An 18,641-nucleotide genomic window follows, 5' to 3' on the forward strand; every position below is an offset into this window, starting at 1 on the left:
TTTTTTTAAACCCCCCCGGCCCGCGGGCCCCTCGGTCCTAAACCCCAATCCCCACCTAAAAAAACCCGCCTCACTCCCACCACCCCACCCGCCCCCCCCCCCCCAAACCACACGCCGCGCCCTCGGCTCGTGAGCCTCGGGTGAGCTACGCTTCGATCGGATCGAACCGCAACCAGGTCATAAGCCGCTGGCGACCTTCCGAGCAAAGCAGCCAGCGCTGCGTGTCGGGCATGCTGTAAACCTCGGAGATCTCCGACAGGTCGCGGGCACCCATCTTGATCTCGGTGATGCGGTGCGTGCTTGCAGCGTCGGCGCGCAGCTTGGCCATTTTGCCTGCGCCGTCCTGGACGAGCCAATCATGGATCTCGATGACGATCATCGCCTTGGAAAAAGCCGCGAAAGTATCGGCGTCGACAAGATCGAATTCCGCGCCCTCGATGTCGATCAAAACCAAAGATTGGTCGCGGACCTCGGCGGGGATGTCATTGTAGAATTCACGGGTTGCTTCGCCACGGATGATCACCTTGTCGGTCACACCGTTCAGCGCAGCGTTGGCAGCGATGACATCGCGGCCACGCTCCGTCATTTCGTAGCAGTAAGACGTGTCGAACTGCTTGCTCACAAGCACACCGACGCCGTAATAGCCATCAGCCGCCCCGAGATCGATGAATGTCCGATACTTAGCGGGAATCTCGGTCAGCAGGTTCAGGATTTCCTGCTCGTAGAGGCCAAGGATCATGGAGCCTTTATCGAGCCCACCGCCCCACTGCAGATCCGTGCTGAGCGACAGCCCCTTGAACGGCCCGCGCGCAACCTTGTTTTTATGAAACTCTCCCACGGAGTTCGACAGCTGGAGCCGCAATCTCTGTACCATAGTCAGCAAGATTTCCGGGTGTTGCTCGACTATGAAATTCGTCATCGCGTGGATGGTCTGTATGCTTTTGTCGGTATTCATCGGCGGCCCTTTGGATCAGGTAGCCAGAATCGGCTAACCTTCGCCGGGAACCTATCGCGCAGGCCTTGCGCCTGGATTGCTAATAACGCGGCTGCTAAAATTACGCGGAACTTACGGATCCGCCGCAGAGGGAGAGCCATGCCTGATTTCGACCCCATCCGATCCTTCCGTAAGCTCGCCTATAACAACGCGCTCGCCAATCACCGCCTGCACATGGCCTGCGCGCTGTTGCAGCCCGGCGAGTTCGAGGCGCCGCGCGTGAGCTTCTTCCCGTCGATCAAGGCGACGCTGAACCATATCCTGACGGTGGACTTGTTCTATGTCGATGCGCTGGAGGGTGGCACGCTCGGGCCGCAGGCCTGGGTGGTCGAGGAGCCCTGCCCCGATATCGCAAGCCTTGCCGCCGAGCAGAAATCCATCGATGCAAGATTGGTGACGCTCGTAGAAGCGCTCTTGCCGCAGAAGCTGGTTTCGACCGTCGAGATCCATCGCGGCGAACGCATTCAGCGGGAACGGATGGAGGATATGCTCAACCATCTCTTCCAGCACCAGACGCATCATCGCGGCCAGGTGCATGCCATGCTGGCGGGCACCAGCGTGAAGCCGCCGCAGCTCGATGAATTCATCGTCGCGGACGATGCAAGGTTCCGGGGCGACGAGATCGCCGCCCTCGGCTGGAGCGAAGCAAGGATTATGGACTAATCCTGCAGCCGCGCCTTCAGCCCGTCGATGATCGTCTTGCTGAGCAGCGCGTAGTTTTCGTCGAAGTGGTGGTCGCCGGCGAGCGCGATGACATCGACGCCGCTGTCCTTCAGATCCGGGCAGGCAACCTCATCGTCGTCTTCCTTACCGTAGACGCATTGCACGATCTTCGGATCGACGGCCTTCAGATCGGCTACCGGATCGCCACCGGCGCCTTCGGTCTTGGCGCCGAGCCAGCCCATGACGGAGATCTGGTAATCCACCTCGTGCGACAGCGACAACAGCGAGATCTGCGCGACGGCACTCTTGGCCGCCGGCTTCAGCCGCGAGAAGGCGGCCGGCACGACGTCGGCGCCGAAGGAATAGCCGACCAAGAGAACATGCTTGACCTTCCACTGCTTGCGGTAGAGCTCGATGATCTTGCCGAGATCGTCGGCGGTTTCCTGCGGCTTACGCTCCGACCAGAAGTAATGCAGCGAATCCACGCCGACCACGGGAATACCCTGCTTCTGCAGCGCCGCACCCACTTCCTTGTCGATATCGCGCCAGCCGCCATCGCCGGAGTAGATGATCGCCATCGTGTCGAAGGCAGGCTTGGCGTCGAGGATCGTCAGCGGCAGCCCGAGCGGATTGTCGGCATTGCCGGATGCGGCGATCAGATCGTCGAGCGTGCTGCTCAGCGTCGTCTGCGCATCATCCTGGACTTCGCGAATGTCGATGTCGGAGTGCGCCTTCTTCAGCTCGTCCGCATGCGCGCGGCCGTCCTTGTCGGCATTGGGCGTGAAGGCAGCGATGATGGGGTCGGGCAGCGCGATGTCGCTGAGGCCATAGATCATCCGGTCTCCGACCGTCTTCTTCTTGGCCGGCGTGCAGAGCTGCTGCGTCAGCGGGATGCCGGCCAGCGGATCGATCGCCAGCGTCTGGCCGATGGTCGCATCCGGCGTCTGCGCGGCGATTGCCAGCGCCAGCGCCCCGCCCTCGCCGATACCGGCAACGATCGGCAGGTGATACGGGCTGTTACCGGCGGCGCGCTGCACCTGCTGGCTGAGCGACTCGATATCGGAAACCAGATAGATGCAGCCGTCATTGTCGCTGACGTCGTATTTACGCAGAGCATCGATATAGGACGGGAAATCGACGCCGATGACAACGGCGCCCTCGCCCACCAGCCGATCGGCTTCCGTCTTCTCCTTGTCGCCCCAGCCGCTAGCGTCCGAGATCAGCATCACGGCGCCCTTGACGTCTCCGTCAGGCAGGAAGATGTGCGGCGACGGGATGAGCCCGGTCTCGAACTCCTGCGTCGTCTCGTCGGCCGCATGTGCGGCGGGAATGGAGAGCGCCAGCGCACAGGCGGCGGCCAGAATGTGTCTTTTCATCATTTCCTCACGACCCCTTTCAATCCGCCGCCGATCAGGAGCGTCGCGTCCATCAAAGCGATCATCGGATTGCCTCCTCCGGACACCGCAAGATAGCGCGGATGCCATTGAGGGTGAAACTTGGATTTGAAGGCCCTCAGGCCCTTGAAATTATAGAAGCGCTCGCCGTGCTCGAACACGGTGCTGCCGATGCGATCCCAAACCGGCGCCGTCTCGCGCTTCGACATGCCCGAAAGCGGGGCCATGCCGAGGTTGAAGTGCGAGAAGCCCTCGGCGCGCAGATATTCCATGATCTGCACGAACAGGAAGTCCATGGAGCCCTTGGGCGCATCCGGCGAGAAGCGCATCAGGTCGATCGTCCCCTCATCCTTGGCGCCGGTGATCAGGATGTTTGCGAAGGCGACGATCTTGCCCTCGAGCTTCAGGATGCCGACCGGCTGGGCAAGGATGTAGTCCGGCGTGAACGCACCGAGCGAAAAGCCCTTCTCCTTGGCGTTGTGATCGGCGAGCCAGGCATCGGAAACCGCCGCCAGCTCGTCCATCACACCAGGCACGTCTTCCGCCGCGATCACCTCGAAGCTCAACCCGTCGCGCTGGGCGCGGCTTGCGGTCTGGCGCAGGTTCGCCCATTTGCCGCCCTTCATCTCGAAGGTCGAAAGGTCGGAGACGGCGAGCTCGCCGAGCTTGAAGGCGCGCAGGCCCGCATCGGCGCAATGCGAAAGCAGCGCCGGCGAGATCTGGTAGAACACCGCACGGCAACCGGCGGCGCGCGCCGTCTCGACGAAGCGCCACACGAGCTCCGGCATGGCGCTGCGGTCGCCGATGGGATCAAACAGCGCGATCCACGAGCGCCCCTGGCGGCCATACATGATGAAAGCGTCGCCCTTGTCGGAGAACATCACGCTCTTGTCGCCCATGCGCACCAGATTGGCGTCGGCGTAGCGCTGCTTCTCGACGATATCGACGGCGCGCTCCAGCGCCTCGTCCGTTGCCGGCTCGAGCCGGGTCGTCGCCGGCCGCAGCAGGCTGAAGACAGCGATGGCGGTCGAGATGATGGTGATCCCAAGCACGGCGCGCAGACCGCGCGGCGCCTCGTCGGCGAATTCGAACTGCCACCACAGCTCGTTGCTGTAATCGACGTCGCGATAGACGAAGAGCAGAATCACGACTGCGCCGACACAGACCACCGCGATCGCCGTCAGCCAGGATGCCGTCAGCGTCTGGTTGAGCAGCGAAGCGCGGCGACGGAACAGGCGGCGGCTGACGAACAGACCGAAAATCAGGAAGGCGAGGAACGAGGCCTCGACCAGCGCCACGGCCTTCAGCAGCGACAGCATAAGTGCCGCGGCGGCCGAGAAGATGGTGATCCACCATGCGCCGTCGAGCTTCTGACCAAGACCACGCGCGGCGACCACGAGCGCCAGCCCGGCAAGGCTCGCCAGGAAGTGCGCGCCTTCCACGATCGGCAGCGGCAGATAGTTGGAGAGGAATTCCAGGTTGGAATCCGGCGTCGGCGTGACGCTCGAAAAGATCAGCATGACGCCAAGCAGCAGCGACAGCGCCGAAAGGAGCTGCGGCATCAGCCGGATGCCGATCCGGCGGAAACCGGAGGCGACGGGATGGTCGGCGAAGCGGCGAAGCTCGGTCGCGGAGACCGCCAGAACCGCAAGCAGCAGCGGCACGACGTGATAGATCAGGCGGTAGAGCACCAGCGAGCCGAGCACGGCATCGATATTCACAGCACTGCCGAGTGCTGCGATGATGACGGTTTCGAACACGCCGAGACCGGCCGGCACATGGCTGAGCACGCCGAGACCAACGGCAATCGCGTAGACGGCGAGAAACACCGGCCAGCTGATCGCCGTCTGCGGCAGGAGAACATAGAGAACGGTGGCGGACGCCGCAATATCGAAGGCGGCAACCAGAAACTGACGCGACCATGTGGCGGAATCAGGCAGCCGCAGCGAGAAGCGCCCGATGCTGACCGCGCGGCCGCCACGGCCAAGCACGACACCCGCCGCCAGCACCAGCACGATCGACCCGCCGAGGAGACGCAAAACCCAGCTGCTGACATCGATGAGCGGCGCAATCTCGTCCGCGATGGCGAGAAGCGCGATTGAGCCGACGCCGGCCAGGCCGAGGCCGAAGGCGATGGTGACGAAGGCGATGACGCGGCCGATATCCTCCGGCGTCAGTCCAAGCCTCGAATAGGCGCGGTAGCGGATGGCGCCACCGCTCAGCGCGCCGAAGCCCGCCGTGTTGCCGACGGCATAGGCGGCAAACGCGGTCAGCGCGACCTGCGGAAACGGCAGCTTCTTGCCGACGTAATCGATGGCGTTGACGTCGTAGAACACCAGCGCGAGGAAGCTCAGCGCCGTGAAGAACAGCGCCAGCACGATCGAGCTGATCTTGGTGTCGGCCAGCGCCTGCACCACGTCGTCATAGCGCACCTCGGTCGTCAGCTGCTCGATCGCGAAACCGACCATGCAGAACACGGCCAGCGTGGCGAGCGCCGTCAGATGCGTCCGGTACCGGCTGAAAAACCGCGAGATGCCCGATTCTTCTATGACTTCAATCTCTTCCAAATTGGCGTGCTTCGACATTACGAACCGTCGTAAACCTACATATTAGCGGGAATCATGTCTTGGACATCTAACATAACCTGCATGTAAGTTCTTGGACGCAAGCCCGCGAATACATGCCAACACTATCCCAATGCCGCTTAACGACGCCTGCTTCATCCTCAATTGGGGCATTTTTGGCGCGGGGACAGGGGTTTGATTATTGTATTTTCGTAAGGTTAAAGCCCTCGCTGGCTGATACCGGCATCCGGGGATGCCGGCACTCAGGCTAGGCGGCCGGCTCGGCGCCCTGACCGCTCTTCTGCGCGGCATAGCGCGCAGCCGCCGCATTGGCGTCCGCATCATGCGTTTCGCTCGATACCTGCAACGTCGGCACGGCGAATTCGATGCCGTTTTCCTTGAAGGCCGTGCGGATCATCGCCAGCGCGTTGCGGCGGATAACGAACTGCTCGCCGGGCTTCGTCATCATCGCCAGGCGGATGACGATCGCGAACTCGCCGAACTGCTCGACGCCCTTCATCTTCAGCGTCTCGATGATGTGAGGCGCGTAATCGGGATTGTCGAGCAGCTTCTGGCCGATCTGCTTGATGACCTTCTTCGCCAGCACGAGATCGGTGTCGTAAGTGACGTTGAGGGTGATCTTGTCGATGGTCCAGTCGCGATTGAGGTTCCGGACGGCACCGAGCTCGCCGAACGGCACGGTCGTCAACGGTCCGCGATGGTGGCGCAACCGGACGGAGCGCAGGCTGAAGGCCTCGACCACGCCCTTGTGGCTGCCGCTCTCGATATATTCGCCGACACGGAAGGCATCGTCCCAGAGATAGAACATGCCGCTGATCACATCCTTGACGATCGTCTGCGCCCCGAAGCCGACCGCGACGCCAACAACACCGGCGCCGGCAATCAGCGGCCCGATCTCGACGCCCAGCCCCGAGAGCACCATCAGCACCGCGATGACGGCGATGACGACGGCGAGGACATTGCGGAAGATCGGCAGCAGCGTCTGAAGCCGCGCCCGCCTTGCCTTCTCGTCATCGTTGATCGAGCCCTCCAGAGGCGAGTCCTCCAGCCTGCCATTGATATAGGCGCGCGCCAGATGCCAGAGCAGATCGGCGGCAAGCAGGATGACGATGCCGCCGACCGAGCCGCGCACGATCCGGTCGATCATCGTCTCACCAGCCGCCATCCGATCGGCCGCGAAGCCGAGAATGCGGCCGAGCCAGAGGGCCGCGATGGTGATGATGACGGCGCGCACGCCGCGATCGAGCAGCACCGCCGCGATCCGCTTCTTGGCAAGGAACCCGGCCTCGGCCTTGTGCAGCGCCCGCACGGCAAGCGTCGAGACACGCAGAACGCGCGGCAACGCCACAAGATAGATGCCGATCCACAGGATGAGATTGAAGCCCGCCACCCACAGCAGCCAGAGTGCTGCGAAATAGATGGTCAGCATCCAGGAGGCCGTCGTGCTCTTCTGGCCGTCCTCTACAGGACGCGACCAGACCGCTTCGGTCGCGATGGCAAGTAGCCCGAGCCCGAGCGCGTAGGCCACGAGATAGCGCGAGCCGGGAGAGAAGCCCAGCGGCGCCATCAGCTGGATCAGCACCCAGCCGAACACGAAATAGATGATGAAGGTGCAGCTGCGCTTGAACCAGAACATCGCGGTTGCGCGCGAGACGTCCCGTTCGCCACCGACATGCGGCAGCGTCACCAGCGCCACGATGAGACGGCCGACCGAGATGGTGACGCGCGAGACGATCAGCGCGATGGCGACCGCGATCGCCAGCGATTGCGTGATCGGCGGCCAGTTGAAGAGCACGAGCGGAACGAGCGTCGCGACACAGAACACCAGCGCCGGCACGATGCGGTAGCTCAGATTGTTTGCCGCATGGTGCGCGACCGTGACGACCGCGCCGTCTTCGAGTTTGACACGCGGGCGCGGCACGATCATCCGGAACAGGAGTTCCGCCACCACCCCGGCCAGGAACAGCGCCAGCAGCTCGATGGTCACGAATGCCCAACCACTCGGCTGCACCTCGCGCTCGACGATCTCCGATGCGTTCTCGACTTCATCGGGCAGCGTCATCGCAGCGCCGGAGACGAGATCGAAGTGACGGCGGGCGTGGCCGAGAAAATCGGAAAGCACCGACATCTGCTCGCCGGACATCTCGCCACCGGGTGCTGGCGGTTGCGCCGGGATGCTCGCCGGCTGCGCTGCCGCCGGGGCCTGTCCTGCCGGTGTCTGGGCCGTCGGGCTTTGCGTCTGCGCCTGCGTCGCCATCCATTGCTTGACGGCGGGCGTCTCCATGAGCTGCAGCATCTGCCGCACTTCGGCGGGCAGCGGTGCTGCCGGTGTCGGGCTGGGTGTTGCCGCGGGCGTTTGCGCCGCGGCACTCGAAACGATCATGCCAAATGCGAGGAGCGGCAGAAGCCGCCTCATGATGCGCGCACCAAACCCCAGACCCATACCAGCCCCTCCAATATATATAGCGTAGCTTATATTGAAGCGCGGGAAAGAAAAGCCCGCGCAGCTTGTGGCTGCGCGGGCTTGGATAACCATTATTGCTGAATGGTTTACGCCTTCGGCTTTTCGACGTGGCCGCCGAAGCCGGCGCGCATCGCCGAGAGCACCTTGTTGGCGAACTCGTCATTGTCGCGCGAGGAGAAGCGGCTGTAGAGCGCGGCACTCAGAACCGGCGTCGGAACGCTTTCGTCGATCGCGGCCATGATCGTCCAGCGGCCTTCGCCCGAATCCGAAACGCGGCCGGCATAGGCGCCGAGCGCGGGATCGGCATGCAGCGCATCCGAGGTCAGGTCGAGCAGCCAGGAGGTGATGACGCTGCCGCGACGCCACACTTCGGCGACGTCCTGCAGGTTGAAGTCGTACTGATAGTGCTCAGGATGCGCGATCGGCGCCGTCTCGGCATCGACTTCATGATTATCGGCGCCGATATTGGCGCGCTTCAGGATGTTGAAGCCTTCGGCATAAGCCGCCATCAGGCCGTATTCGATGCCGTTGTGCACCATCTTGACGAAGTGGCCGGCGCCATGCGGGCCGCAATGCAGATAGCCCTGCTCGGCCGTGCTGCCGGGCTGATCGGGGCGGTGCGCCGAGGGAACGACATTGCCGACGCCAGGCGCCAGCGACTTGAAGATCGGCGAGAGCGATTCAACCACGGCCTTTTCGCCGCCGATCATCAGGCAATAGCCGCGCTCGAGACCGAAGACGCCACCGCTGGTGCCGACGTCGACATAGTGCAGGCCCTTGGTGATCAACTCGCCACCGCGGCGAATGTCGTCGTGATAATAGGAGTTGCCGCCATCGATGATGATATCGTCGCTGTCGAGCAGCGGCGTGATCTGCGCGATCACCTTGTCGGTGATGGCCGCCGGCAGCATCAGCCACACGGCGCGCGGACGCGAGAGCTTCGAGACGAACTCTTCCAGCGAGGCGCTGCCGATGGCGCCCTTGCCGACCAGATCGTTCACGCTGTCCGTCTTCGCATCATAGACCACGCATTCATGGCCATCACGCATCAAGCGCTGGACCATGAAGCTGCCCATACGGCCCAAGCCAACCATGCCAAGCTGCATCTCATAATCTCCTGAGAATTGAGAATCTAATCGATATTATGCGCGAATACCTATCACTCGCACTGCAGCACGCAAGCGAAGTCTCCGTCACAATAGCGGGAACGCCGACGCTTCGCGCGCCGATAAACGCGAGAACCGCGAGCCCGCAAGGCCTTCCGCCGAATCTGGAAACTAAAAAAATATTTCGAATGTCAACCGCAAACCGCCAATAAGGCTGCGGCTCATTGCTGCACCGCAAGAATTACGCGCCCGCTGGTGGCATCGCTGAGCATCCGCGCGGTCTCGGAGAACACCGCTTCCGGCACGGAAAGCGTCAGCATCGCACCCGCATCCACGAACACCTCGGCCACAACGCGCACGCCGGCGGAGCCCGCAAGCCGCGCCTTCACCAAAGCCAGATCGGAAAAATTCACCGCGATCTCCGCCTCGGTGGTCGCCACCAGTTCGACCGTCGCCGCGGCCCTCAGACACGCGGCGGCCGTGCCGCCATAGGCGCGGATAAGACCGCCGGTTCCAAGCAGCACGCCGCCGAACCAGCGAGTAACGACGACAGCCACTCGGTCGAACGATTGCCCGTCGATCGCCTGCAGGATCGGCTTGCCCGCGGTGCCGCTCGGCTCGCCATCATCGTTGAAGCGATAATTCTGGCCGATCCGCCACGCCCAACAATTATGGTTGGCGGCGGGATCGCCGTGCGCGGCCAGAAACGCCCGGGCATCCTCCTCGGAGCCGATCGGCGCCGCGACAGCCAGAAACCGGCTCTTCTTGACGATCTGCTCCAGGGTCTCGGTGCGGGTGAGTGAAAACATGGCCATTGCCATATCGCCAGCACCGCGCGCTTCGCAAGCAAAACCGGCTTGAAGCCCCAGCCCCGCTCGCAAATCCCAGCCCCACTCGCAAATCAAAGGCCACAAAAGCAAAACGCCCGCAGCTGGAAGCAACGGGCGTTTGAAATCTATCTGCTCATAAAGAGCAGCGATCGCTTGTTAGCGAGTGGCGTCGCGAGCAACGCGCTGGATCTCGGAGCGGTCGATGCCGAGGTCGTTCAGCGCACGGTTGGACATGCGGCCGAGTTCGCTAACGGTCTGACGATACTTGCGCCAGTTATTGAAGGAGCGTGCTACGTTCATGATGATCCCCTTTCCTAGGGCTTTCAGCGCTTGGCAGCGTGTTTGCTGCCCGTGTCTCTCTGTTGATGCGAATATATGCATGACGGCCGCCAACGAACAGCGCTAAAGCATCAGAACACCCATGCGTATGATGCATGGCTAAAACGGTGCTGCTTATTATTTTTGCCCTCAGAAAAACCGTAAACGTTTTAGGGCAATGCCCTTTTGCGGCTATTTCGCTCGAATTTGCGGAATGGCATTCAGCTCGACCACAATCGTTAAAGTGTTTTAACCGTTTTAATCGGTGGATATTGGCTCTACGCTTCGAAAAATGAGCAATTCCTGCGTGAGAAAAACCCGAAACGCATCCCGTGCACTGAGCGCATGCTTTATTGGCAAGCCTGCGACGCTGCGCCAGATAGCCTGTGAACACTCACGGCACACCCGTTTTTCGCCGCAAGCAGCCGCCACCCCATTGCCAGCAAACCCGGCATACGGCAGTAGAAGCGCGCCGGCGTGATCGAATGCGCGACATCAGGCGGCCGTGCCAGCACCCGCGCAACAAGGACGTCACATGAAGCATATCCTCGCCGCGGCCACGCTCGTAACCACCACCCTGCTCTCGGTCGCCGCCACCCGCGCCGCCGATTTCGGCGTTACCCCGATGACGGACGGCGACACGTTCATCGGTTGCCTTGCCCAGAACAATCACACCGGCATCGGCTACCTCGCCGTCGGCGACAAGCTGGCGCTGTTTGCCAATGCCGATGCCTTCGCGATCACCAAGGGTGAGCGCGTCAACGGGACATGGTCGGTGGACGGCGCCGCCGCCGCGGAATTCTCCTCGACTGCCGACAGCGACAAGACCGTGACGATCGACGTTCCAAACGATGCCGCGGCTGTCACCGCCTTGACCTCGGGCAAGGAACTGACCGTCACCGCCAACGGTATCGACGTCATCCTGCCGCTGACGGGCACGGAGCAGGCATTTGCCGCGCTGACGACCTGCATGAAGGAAAACGGCGCTGAATAGCGCCTGATACCAGGGCGTTCGAAGCGCGATACGATCGCTGGCGATGAGAAGGTAGAGTGCGATCCGCGGCAACCGATGGAGGTTTACGATCCTGGGTGCCTACAAACGTAGGTGGGCGCCATATGTCCAAGCCCACGGGCCTGGCCAGGGACAGCTCCCTTTGGATCGAGTATGGCCCCAGGGATTGTGGTTCCTGTCGAGAGGCGCAGATCGCAACTGCTATATAAGACCGATCCATGACGTGCGCCAGATGCTGACGCGGGCGTCCCGGATTTAATTCGAGCGCTTCAGTTGAGCCCGCTTCAGTTCAGAGCCGCCGGCGCCCGGCCGTTCAGCTTGTCGGTGATCCCGCGCAGCTGACTGCTGACCTCGACGATGGCGGCCGCGATGCTCTCTTCGGTGCGGCTGGTTGCCGCCAATACCGTGTCGCGGTTGCTGCGCAGGCTGTTGAGTTCATCTTCCAGGCTGGCGACGCGCCGCGTCAGCTCCGAGATCTCGTCCATGATCATGATGCCGGCCATGACGGTGATGCGGAGATCGCCGATTTCGCCAAACTGATCCTTGAGATGGCCGACATAGCGGTCGAAACGGGTGGCGAGATCGGTCAGGTGGTCTTCCTGCCCCTCTTCGCAGGCCATGCGATAAGCCTTGCCGTCGATCGTTACCGTTACCTGCGCCATGTCGTCAGTCCTTTATTAGCGGTCGAGAACCGCGCGGATCGTCTCCATCGCCGTCACCAGACGACGCGACACCTCGCGATTGACCTCTTCCAGCCGGTTCGCGCGGAATTCCGCCTGATCCAGCTCCTGCGCCAGCTTGGAGCGATCGGCATGCACGCGGCGTACCTCACCCTCGATCTCGCCGGTCTCGCGCTGCCGCTCGATGCGGGCGTCGACGGCGCTGTCAAGCGCCGAAATCGCCTGCCGGAGCTCCAGGAGCGCTGCATCGATGCTGTTGCCTGTGGATGTCATGTCTTTCCGGTTCCCCGCGCAAGACCCGCGAATCGGTATTGAGGCCCGACGCGATGTTTTCAAAAGGATATGCAGCTCGCCAACTGCCCGTCAATAAAGGCTGGAAGGCGGCAGGCGAGCTAGTTGTGGATGACTGAAATCGGCAACTCTGTCGACAGCCTCCTCGGCGCCTCTGTCACACGCCTGTCAACTTTTGTTAAAATCGTTGGTCAAATGTCAAAAATCGTCATTCCGAGCTCTCTAATAGGGCTTCGATTTATTGACTTGCCTGCTCCAACTGCTATTTGTGCACCCGCTCTCATTGATGGTCTCCGCAGGCTTGAGGCCATCCCCCGACACCCCGGAACAAGCGGAATAGCGATGATTTCTCCTGAACAACACGACCGGATGGCAAACGCGATCCGTTTCCTCTCAATGGATGCAGTCGAGAAGGCGAATTCCGGCCATCCGGGCATGCCGATGGGTATGGCCGATGTCGCCACCGTCCTGTTCTCGAAGTATCTGAAGTTCGACCCGTTGAAGCCGCATTGGCCAGACCGCGACCGCTTCGTGCTGTCGGCCGGCCACGGCTCGATGCTGCTCTACTCGCTGCTCTATCTAACCGGCTACCCTGACATGTCGGTCGATGATCTCCAGCAGTTCCGCCAGCTCGGCTCCAAGACCGCCGGTCACCCGGAATATGGCCATGCCACCGGCATCGAAACCACCACCGGCCCGCTCGGCCAGGGCATTGCCAATGCCGTCGGCATGGCGATCGCCGAACGCAAGCTGCGCGAGGAATTCGGCGCCGACCTGCAGGATCACTACACCTACGTGATCAACGGCGACGGCTGCCTGATGGAAGGCATCAGCCATGAAGCCATCGCGCTCGCCGGCCACCTGAAGCTCAACAAGCTCATCCTCTTCTGGGACAACAACTCGATCACCATCGACGGCGCTGTGTCGCTCTCGGATTCGACCGACCAGATCATGCGCTTCAAGGCTGTTCACTGGCACACGATCGAAGTCGACGGCCACGACCAGGCTGCGATTGCCGCTGCCATCGAAGAAGCCCACAAGTCCGACAAGCCGACCTTCATCGCTTGCAAGACGGTGATCGGCTTCGGCGCCCCGAACAAGCAGGGCAGCCACAAGGTTCACGGTTCGCCGCTCGGCGCCGAGGAAATCGCAGCGACCCGCAAGGCGCTGAACTGGGAATACGCACCCTTCGTCATCCCGAACGACGTTCTCTCCGATTGGCGCGCCGCCGGCACGCGTTCGGCTGAAGCCGTCAAGGCATGGGAAGGCCGCCTCGAGAAGGCAGCGACCAAGGCCGAATTCACCCGCCGCTTCGCGGGCGACCTGCCTGAGGGTTTCGACGCCGCCATCAGCGACTACAAGAAGAAGCTCGCCGAGACCAAGCCGACCGTTGCGACCCGCAAGGCTTCCGAAGACGCGCTTGAAGTCATCAACGGCTTCCTGCCGGAGACGATCGGCGGCTCCGCCGACCTGACGCCGTCGAACAACACCAAGACCAGCCAGATGCATTCGATCACGCCGACGGACTTCGCCGGTCGTTACATGCACTGGGGCATCCGCGAGCACGGCATGGCGTCTGCCATGAACGGTATCGCGCTGCACGGCGGTCTCATCCCCTACGGCGGCGGCTTCATGATCTTCTCGGATTATTGCCGTCCTCCGATCCGCCTCGCTTCGCTGATGGGCATCCGCGTCGTCCACGTTCTGACGCACGACTCGATCGGCGTTGGCGAAGACGGCCCGACCCACCAGCCGGTCGAGCAGATGGCCTCGCTGCGCGCCATCCCGAACCTGATGATGTTCCGCCCGGCCGACGCTGTCGAAACCGCCGAGTGCTGGCAGATCGCGCTGAACACCAAGGACCGCCCGTCGGGCCTGGCGCTCACCCGCCAGAACCTCACCACGGTTCGTACCGAGTACAGCGAGAAGAACCTTTGCGAACTCGGCGCCTACACGTTGGCCGGCAATGCCGACGCCAAGGTGACGATCTTCGCTTCGGGCTCCGAAGTCGAGCTGGCCGTTGCCGCCCGCAAGACGCTTGAAGAAAAGGGCGTTACCGTCCGCGTCGTCTCGGTCCCCTCGACCGAACTGTTCTTCGAGCAGCCGGATGCCTACCGCGCCGAAATCCTCGGCAAGTCGCCGATCAAGATCGCCGTCGAAGCCGCCGTTCGCGAAGGCTGGGATGCGTTCATCGGACCGGAAGGCACCTTCATCGGCATGAAGGGCTTCGGTGCTTCGGGTCCTGCCAAGGATGTCTTCAAGAAGTTCGGCATCACGGCGGAAGCCGTCGTCGCCGCAGTTGAAGCCAAGCTTTGATCTGATACAAGGAGCGCCTCAGGGCGCTCCTCTTTGCTTATAAACCAAGCCCTACTCTCGGGAGAGACACACATGACTGTAAAGGTTGCCATCAACGGCTTCGGTCGTATCGGCCGCAATGTTCTCCGCGCCATCGTTGAATCCGGCCGCACGGACATCGAAGTCGTTGCCATCAACGACCTCGGCCCGGTCGAGACCAACGCGCACCTGCTGCGTTACGATTCGATCCACGGCAAGTTCCCTGCCGAAGTGAAGGTCGAAGGTGACACGATCACCGTCGGCGGCGGCAAGCCGATCAAGGTCACCGCTGTTCGCGACCCGGCACAGCTGCCGCACGCCGAACTCGGCATCGACATCGCCATGGAATGCACCGGCATCTTCACCTCGCGCGACAAGGCTGCCGCCCACCTGACGGCTGGCGCCAAGCGCGTCATCGTTTCGGCTCCTGCCGACGGTGCCGACCTGACCGTCGTCTTCGGCGTCAACCACGATCAGCTGACCAAGGACCACCTGGTCATCTCCAACGCTTCCTGCACGACGAACTGCCTCGTGCCGGTGGTCAAGGTTCTCGACGATCTCGTCGGCATCGATCATGGCTTCATGACCACGATCCACTCCTACACGGGTGACCAGCCGACGCTCGACACCATGCACAAGGACCTGTACCGCGCCCGCGCCGCAGCTCTGTCCATGATCCCGACCTCGACGGGTGCAGCAAAGGCCGTTGGCCTCGTCATGCCGCACCTCAAGGGCAAGCTCGACGGCACCTCGATCCGCGTTCCGACCCCGAACGTTTCGGTCGTGGACTTCAAGTTCGTTGCCAAGAAGGCCACCTCGGTTGCCGAAATCAACGAAGCCATCAAGGCTGCTTCGAACGGCAAGCTGAAGGGCATCCTCGGCTACACCGACGAGCCGCTGGTTTCGCGCGACTTCAACCACGACAGCCACTCCTCGATCTTCGCCTCCGACCAGACCAAGGTCATGGAAGGTAACTTCGTGCGCGTTCTGTCCTGGTACGACAACGAGTGGGGCTTCTCCAGCCGCATGTCGGACACGGCCGTCGCCTTCGCCAAGACCATCTAAGGTTAGCGATATCGATTTCGGAAAGCGGCTCGGGAAACCGGGCCGCTTTTCGTTTGCCAAGACACGCCAAGGCAGCCAAACGTGCTTGCCGTCATCCGGCCGGATGGGGTAAATTCGATCGAAGCTGTAACGCGGTCGCGCAACGAGACGCCGAACCGACAACGAGCGAACCACCCATGAAAATCCTGATGTTGGCAATCTTACTTGTCATGATCGCCGGTGTGCTCAGCCTGACCGTCGTCGGCGGCGGCTCCAAGCAGCTCGCCAAGGGCCAGCCGCTTCTCGCCTCCTCCTCGCGACTGATGGGACCGCGATAATTGCACGCACGACGGCTGCGGGGCTGGCGTGGCGCGAATGAACACCATAATGTTAGACATCAGCGAAACGAAAGAGAATTCAATGGATTATTTCACCATCGAGATATCGGGCAAAGCCATAGCGAGTTTCCGCTCGGAAAACGCCGAAGACGCCAAGCACTTCATCGAGGCCGAGGATTTCCGCGAGGATCTGACGGTGCTCGAGACCGAAGGCAAGCCGGTATGGGATGGCAAGGCGCCGCTCACCCTGCGCAAGGCGACGCCTGATGAGGCGAGCGAAGTCGAGCATGCCTACGAGTTCGACGACGATCCCTCGCGCACCATCGACGACGAATTCGTCGTCTTCCTCATCCCGATTTCGGACGCGGATGAAGACGACAGCGACGAAGAAGCGTAAGGCCAAAGAGAAATACGCGACGATTGTCCAAGAAAAGGACAGGGCAGCGATTTCTGCCCTGCTCTCGCCTGATTTGATCCTACACTTTACTCAGGATCACTCTCCAACCGTTCATTTGATTTGCCGTTAGGCGGATCGCTCAGCAGCATGATGCAGCAAAGCGCAAGGATAGCCCTTTAGGTCTACCCTTCGTTCGGATTTTGCCGTTTACTGGCAGGCATCGGACCGGAACTGGAGACGCGATACCATAGTTTTAGACAGCCGCATTCGACGGGGGGCGACACTGCGGCGATTGATATTTGCATAAAGGGGTTCGGGCATGGAAGCATTCTACATCGTCGTACTGGTATCGACGGCGCTCGTGCTTCTTGCGGCCTTCTCCAGCCTGCTCGCCTTCCGCTTCGGCGCGCCCCTTCTGCTCCTGTTTCTCGGCATCGGCCTGCTTGCCGGCAGCGACGGCCTCGGCATCGAATTCACCAACAATTACCTCGCCTACATCCTCGGCTCGATCGCGCTTGCCATCATCCTGTTCGATTCCGGTTTCGGCACACCGGTGCAGGCCTTCAAGCTCGCCGCCGTCCCCTCGATAACGCTGGCATCGGTCGGCGTGCTGATGACGGCGTCCTTGTTTGCCGTCGCGGCCATGTGGCTTTTGAACTTCACCTGGCTCGAGGGCATGCTGCTCGGCTCCATCGTCGCCTCCACCGATGCCGCCGCCGTCTTCTTCCTGCTGCGCATCGGCGGCATCAACATCCGCGACAAGGTGCGGTCGACGCTCGAGGTCGAATCCGGCACCAACGACCCGATGGCGATCTTTCTCACCATCGCACTGGTTGAGGTCCTGGCATCGGGCGAGCGCTATCACGGCATCAACATCGGCATGCTCGCCATGTTCGTGCAGCAGATGGGCCTCGGCGTCATCCTCGGCCTGCTCGGCGGCATGATGATCGTGCTGATCGTCGGTAGGCTGGAGACCGATCGCGGCTTGACGCCGATCTTCGTTCTGGCGCTGGCGCTTCTGGTCTTCTCGTTCACCGGCGCCGTCGGCGGCAGCGGCTTCCTCGCGGTCTACGTCGCCGGCATCTATGCCGGGAACCGCAAGCTGCCCGGCTATGCCTCGATCAAGCGCTTCCAGGACGGCATGACCTGGCTGGCGCAGATCATCATGTTCCTGGTGCTCGGCCTGCTCGCGACGCCGTCGCAATTCGGCGCGATCGCCATCCCCGCCGTGCTGCTTGCCCTCTTCCTGATCTTCATCGCCCGCCCGCTGGCGATCTGGCTGTCGCTGCTGCCCTTCGACTATACGCAGCAGGAAATCGGCTTCGTCGCCTGGGTCGGCCTGCGCGGCGCCGTCTCCATCCTGCTTGCCATCATGCCAATCCTCGGCGGGCTGGAAAACGGTCAGGTCTACTTCAACACTGCCTTCATCATCGTGCTCGTCTCGCTGCTGGTGCAGGGCTGGACCATCAAGCCGGTCGCCAAGAAACTCGGCCTGATCATTCCGCCGCGCATCGGCGCCGTCGACAAGGTGGAGGTCGACCTGCCGGGCGCGGCCAACCACGAGCTCCTCTCCTATCGCGTCGTCAAGGACAGCCCGGTGCTGCGCGGCGAGCGCATTCCGCGCTGGGCCACGCCCTCGCTCGTCATCCGCGACGGCAAGTCGATGCGCTATCAATATGCCGGCCGCCTGCGCGAGAACGATCTCGTCTACCTCTTCATCGTCCCCTCCTACTCGCGCCTGCTCGACAAGCTTTTCGCGAGCCGCGTGCCGGTGGAGGAAGACGACACTGATTTCTTCGGCGCCTTCGCACTCTCCCCAAGCCGCCCGGCGACCGATCTCGACGCCGCCTATGGCCCCGGCCTTTTGAACGAAAACGAGAAGGGCTTGACCATCGCCGAGCTGATGAAGCAGCGTCTCGGCGGCAAGGCGGAATATGCCGACCGCGTGCGCCTGGGCTCCATCATCCTCATCGTCCGCGACCTCGACGACCACGATCATATCAGCGCGATCGGCATGTCTCTGGAGGCCGTCGAGCCGGCCGTAACGCTGCCGATCTTCATCAATCTGCGTGATATCATCGACCGCGTGCATGACCGCTTCAAGAGCCGCAAGAACAAGGAGGCGGCAGCCGCCGCGGCGGGTGGAAAAGCCGACGAAAACCCGCGCTGAACGCCTTGCGTCCGCGATGAT

At 62.1% G+C, this 18,641-nt stretch carries 16 protein-coding genes and 1 other RNA gene; 7 read left to right on the forward strand and 10 right to left on the reverse strand.

Annotation, left to right across the window (positions count from 1 at the left end; genetic code table 11):
* Nucleotides 1–145 precede the first annotated feature (145 nt).
* The gene (locus tag ACCD05_RS27580) at nucleotides 146–874 is read right to left on the reverse strand and encodes a hypothetical protein (RefSeq protein ID WP_413396752.1); all 729 of its coding nucleotides are present in this window, start codon (nucleotides 872–874) and stop codon (nucleotides 146–148) included.
* Between the two features lie 219 nt (nucleotides 875–1,093).
* Here ACCD05_RS27580 and ACCD05_RS27585 point away from each other — a divergent pair, with 219 nt between their 5' ends.
* Complete coding sequence (locus tag ACCD05_RS27585) at nucleotides 1,094–1,657, forward strand: DinB family protein (RefSeq protein ID WP_413396754.1); 564 nt, start codon at nucleotides 1,094–1,096, stop codon at nucleotides 1,655–1,657.
* Here the strand turns inward: ACCD05_RS27585 and ACCD05_RS27590 are convergent.
* The 6 genes from ACCD05_RS27590 to ACCD05_RS27615 all read right to left on the reverse strand — a co-directional run bounded on the left by ACCD05_RS27590 (nucleotide 1,654) and on the right by ACCD05_RS27615 (nucleotide 10,336).
* Nucleotides 1,654–3,036 carry a virulence factor family protein gene (locus ACCD05_RS27590; protein ID WP_413396756.1) on the reverse strand — a complete coding sequence of 461 codons (1,383 nt, stop codon included), beginning with the start codon at nucleotides 3,034–3,036 and terminating at the stop codon, nucleotides 1,654–1,656. The genes ACCD05_RS27585 and ACCD05_RS27590 overlap by 4 nt on opposite strands.
* The gene (gene mprF, locus ACCD05_RS27595; protein WP_413396758.1) at nucleotides 3,033–5,636 is read right to left on the reverse strand and encodes a bifunctional lysylphosphatidylglycerol flippase/synthetase MprF; all 2,604 of its coding nucleotides are present in this window, start codon (nucleotides 5,634–5,636) and stop codon (nucleotides 3,033–3,035) included. Before mprF ends, ACCD05_RS27590 begins: the two co-directional genes overlap by 4 nt.
* Nucleotides 5,637–5,883: 247 nt before the next feature.
* A complete protein-coding gene (locus ACCD05_RS27600; protein WP_413396800.1) occupies nucleotides 5,884–8,052 on the reverse strand; it encodes a mechanosensitive ion channel family protein in 2,169 nt (722 codons plus the stop codon).
* Nucleotides 8,053–8,186: 134 nt separating this feature from the next.
* Nucleotides 8,187–9,206, reverse strand: coding sequence for a phosphogluconate dehydrogenase (NAD(+)-dependent, decarboxylating) (gene gnd / locus ACCD05_RS27605; protein ID WP_413396760.1), 1,020 nt, complete (start codon nucleotides 9,204–9,206; stop codon nucleotides 8,187–8,189).
* A gap of 221 nt (nucleotides 9,207–9,427) precedes the next feature.
* On the reverse strand, nucleotides 9,428–10,015 hold the full coding sequence (locus ACCD05_RS27610; RefSeq protein WP_413396802.1) for an IMPACT family protein: 588 nt from the start codon (nucleotides 10,013–10,015) through the stop codon (nucleotides 9,428–9,430).
* A 177-nt stretch (nucleotides 10,016–10,192) separates the two neighbouring features.
* Complete coding sequence (locus tag ACCD05_RS27615) at nucleotides 10,193–10,336, reverse strand: DUF1127 domain-containing protein (protein ID WP_018899661.1); 144 nt, start codon at nucleotides 10,334–10,336, stop codon at nucleotides 10,193–10,195.
* A gap of 553 nt (nucleotides 10,337–10,889) precedes the next feature.
* On the opposite strand from ACCD05_RS27615, the gene ACCD05_RS27620 reads away from it, so the two are divergent.
* Complete coding sequence (locus ACCD05_RS27620; RefSeq protein WP_413396762.1) at nucleotides 10,890–11,348, forward strand: hypothetical protein; 459 nt, start codon at nucleotides 10,890–10,892, stop codon at nucleotides 11,346–11,348.
* Between the two features lie 56 nt (nucleotides 11,349–11,404).
* Here the strand turns inward: ACCD05_RS27620 and ssrS are convergent.
* The 3 genes from ssrS to ACCD05_RS27635 all read right to left on the reverse strand — a co-directional run bounded on the left by ssrS (nucleotide 11,405) and on the right by ACCD05_RS27635 (nucleotide 12,319).
* Nucleotides 11,405–11,563, reverse strand: a non-coding RNA gene (ssrS, locus tag ACCD05_RS27625) — 6S RNA.
* A gap of 87 nt (nucleotides 11,564–11,650) precedes the next feature.
* Nucleotides 11,651–12,028, reverse strand: coding sequence for a cell division protein ZapA (locus tag ACCD05_RS27630; protein WP_018899663.1), 378 nt, complete (start codon nucleotides 12,026–12,028; stop codon nucleotides 11,651–11,653).
* Between the two features lie 15 nt (nucleotides 12,029–12,043).
* Nucleotides 12,044–12,319 carry a DUF4164 domain-containing protein gene (locus tag ACCD05_RS27635; RefSeq protein ID WP_018899664.1) on the reverse strand — a complete coding sequence of 92 codons (276 nt, stop codon included), beginning with the start codon at nucleotides 12,317–12,319 and terminating at the stop codon, nucleotides 12,044–12,046.
* A gap of 360 nt (nucleotides 12,320–12,679) precedes the next feature.
* On the opposite strand from ACCD05_RS27635, the gene tkt reads away from it, so the two are divergent.
* The 5 genes from tkt (at nucleotide 12,680) to ACCD05_RS27660 (ending at nucleotide 18,620) form a co-directional block, all read left to right on the forward strand.
* Nucleotides 12,680–14,653, forward strand: coding sequence for a transketolase (gene tkt, locus ACCD05_RS27640; RefSeq protein WP_413396764.1), 1,974 nt, complete (start codon nucleotides 12,680–12,682; stop codon nucleotides 14,651–14,653).
* Nucleotides 14,654–14,725: 72 nt separating this feature from the next.
* Nucleotides 14,726–15,736: a type I glyceraldehyde-3-phosphate dehydrogenase gene (gap, locus tag ACCD05_RS27645; RefSeq protein ID WP_112980050.1), complete on the forward strand. Its 1,011-nt coding sequence runs from the start codon at nucleotides 14,726–14,728 to the stop codon at nucleotides 15,734–15,736.
* A gap of 188 nt (nucleotides 15,737–15,924) precedes the next feature.
* Nucleotides 15,925–16,053, forward strand: a complete 129-nt coding sequence (locus tag ACCD05_RS27650; RefSeq protein WP_280637050.1) for a hypothetical protein — start codon at nucleotides 15,925–15,927, stop codon at nucleotides 16,051–16,053.
* Nucleotides 16,054–16,135: 82 nt separating this feature from the next.
* Complete coding sequence (locus tag ACCD05_RS27655; protein WP_047509389.1) at nucleotides 16,136–16,450, forward strand: hypothetical protein; 315 nt, start codon at nucleotides 16,136–16,138, stop codon at nucleotides 16,448–16,450.
* Between the two features lie 319 nt (nucleotides 16,451–16,769).
* On the forward strand, nucleotides 16,770–18,620 hold the full coding sequence (locus ACCD05_RS27660; RefSeq protein ID WP_111563325.1) for a potassium/proton antiporter: 1,851 nt from the start codon (nucleotides 16,770–16,772) through the stop codon (nucleotides 18,618–18,620).
* Nucleotides 18,621–18,641: the final 21 nt, after the last annotated feature.

The sequence above is a fragment of the Rhizobium sp. Rhizsp42 genome (assembly GCF_047304155.1).
GTDB lineage: Bacteria > Pseudomonadota > Alphaproteobacteria > Rhizobiales > Rhizobiaceae > Rhizobium.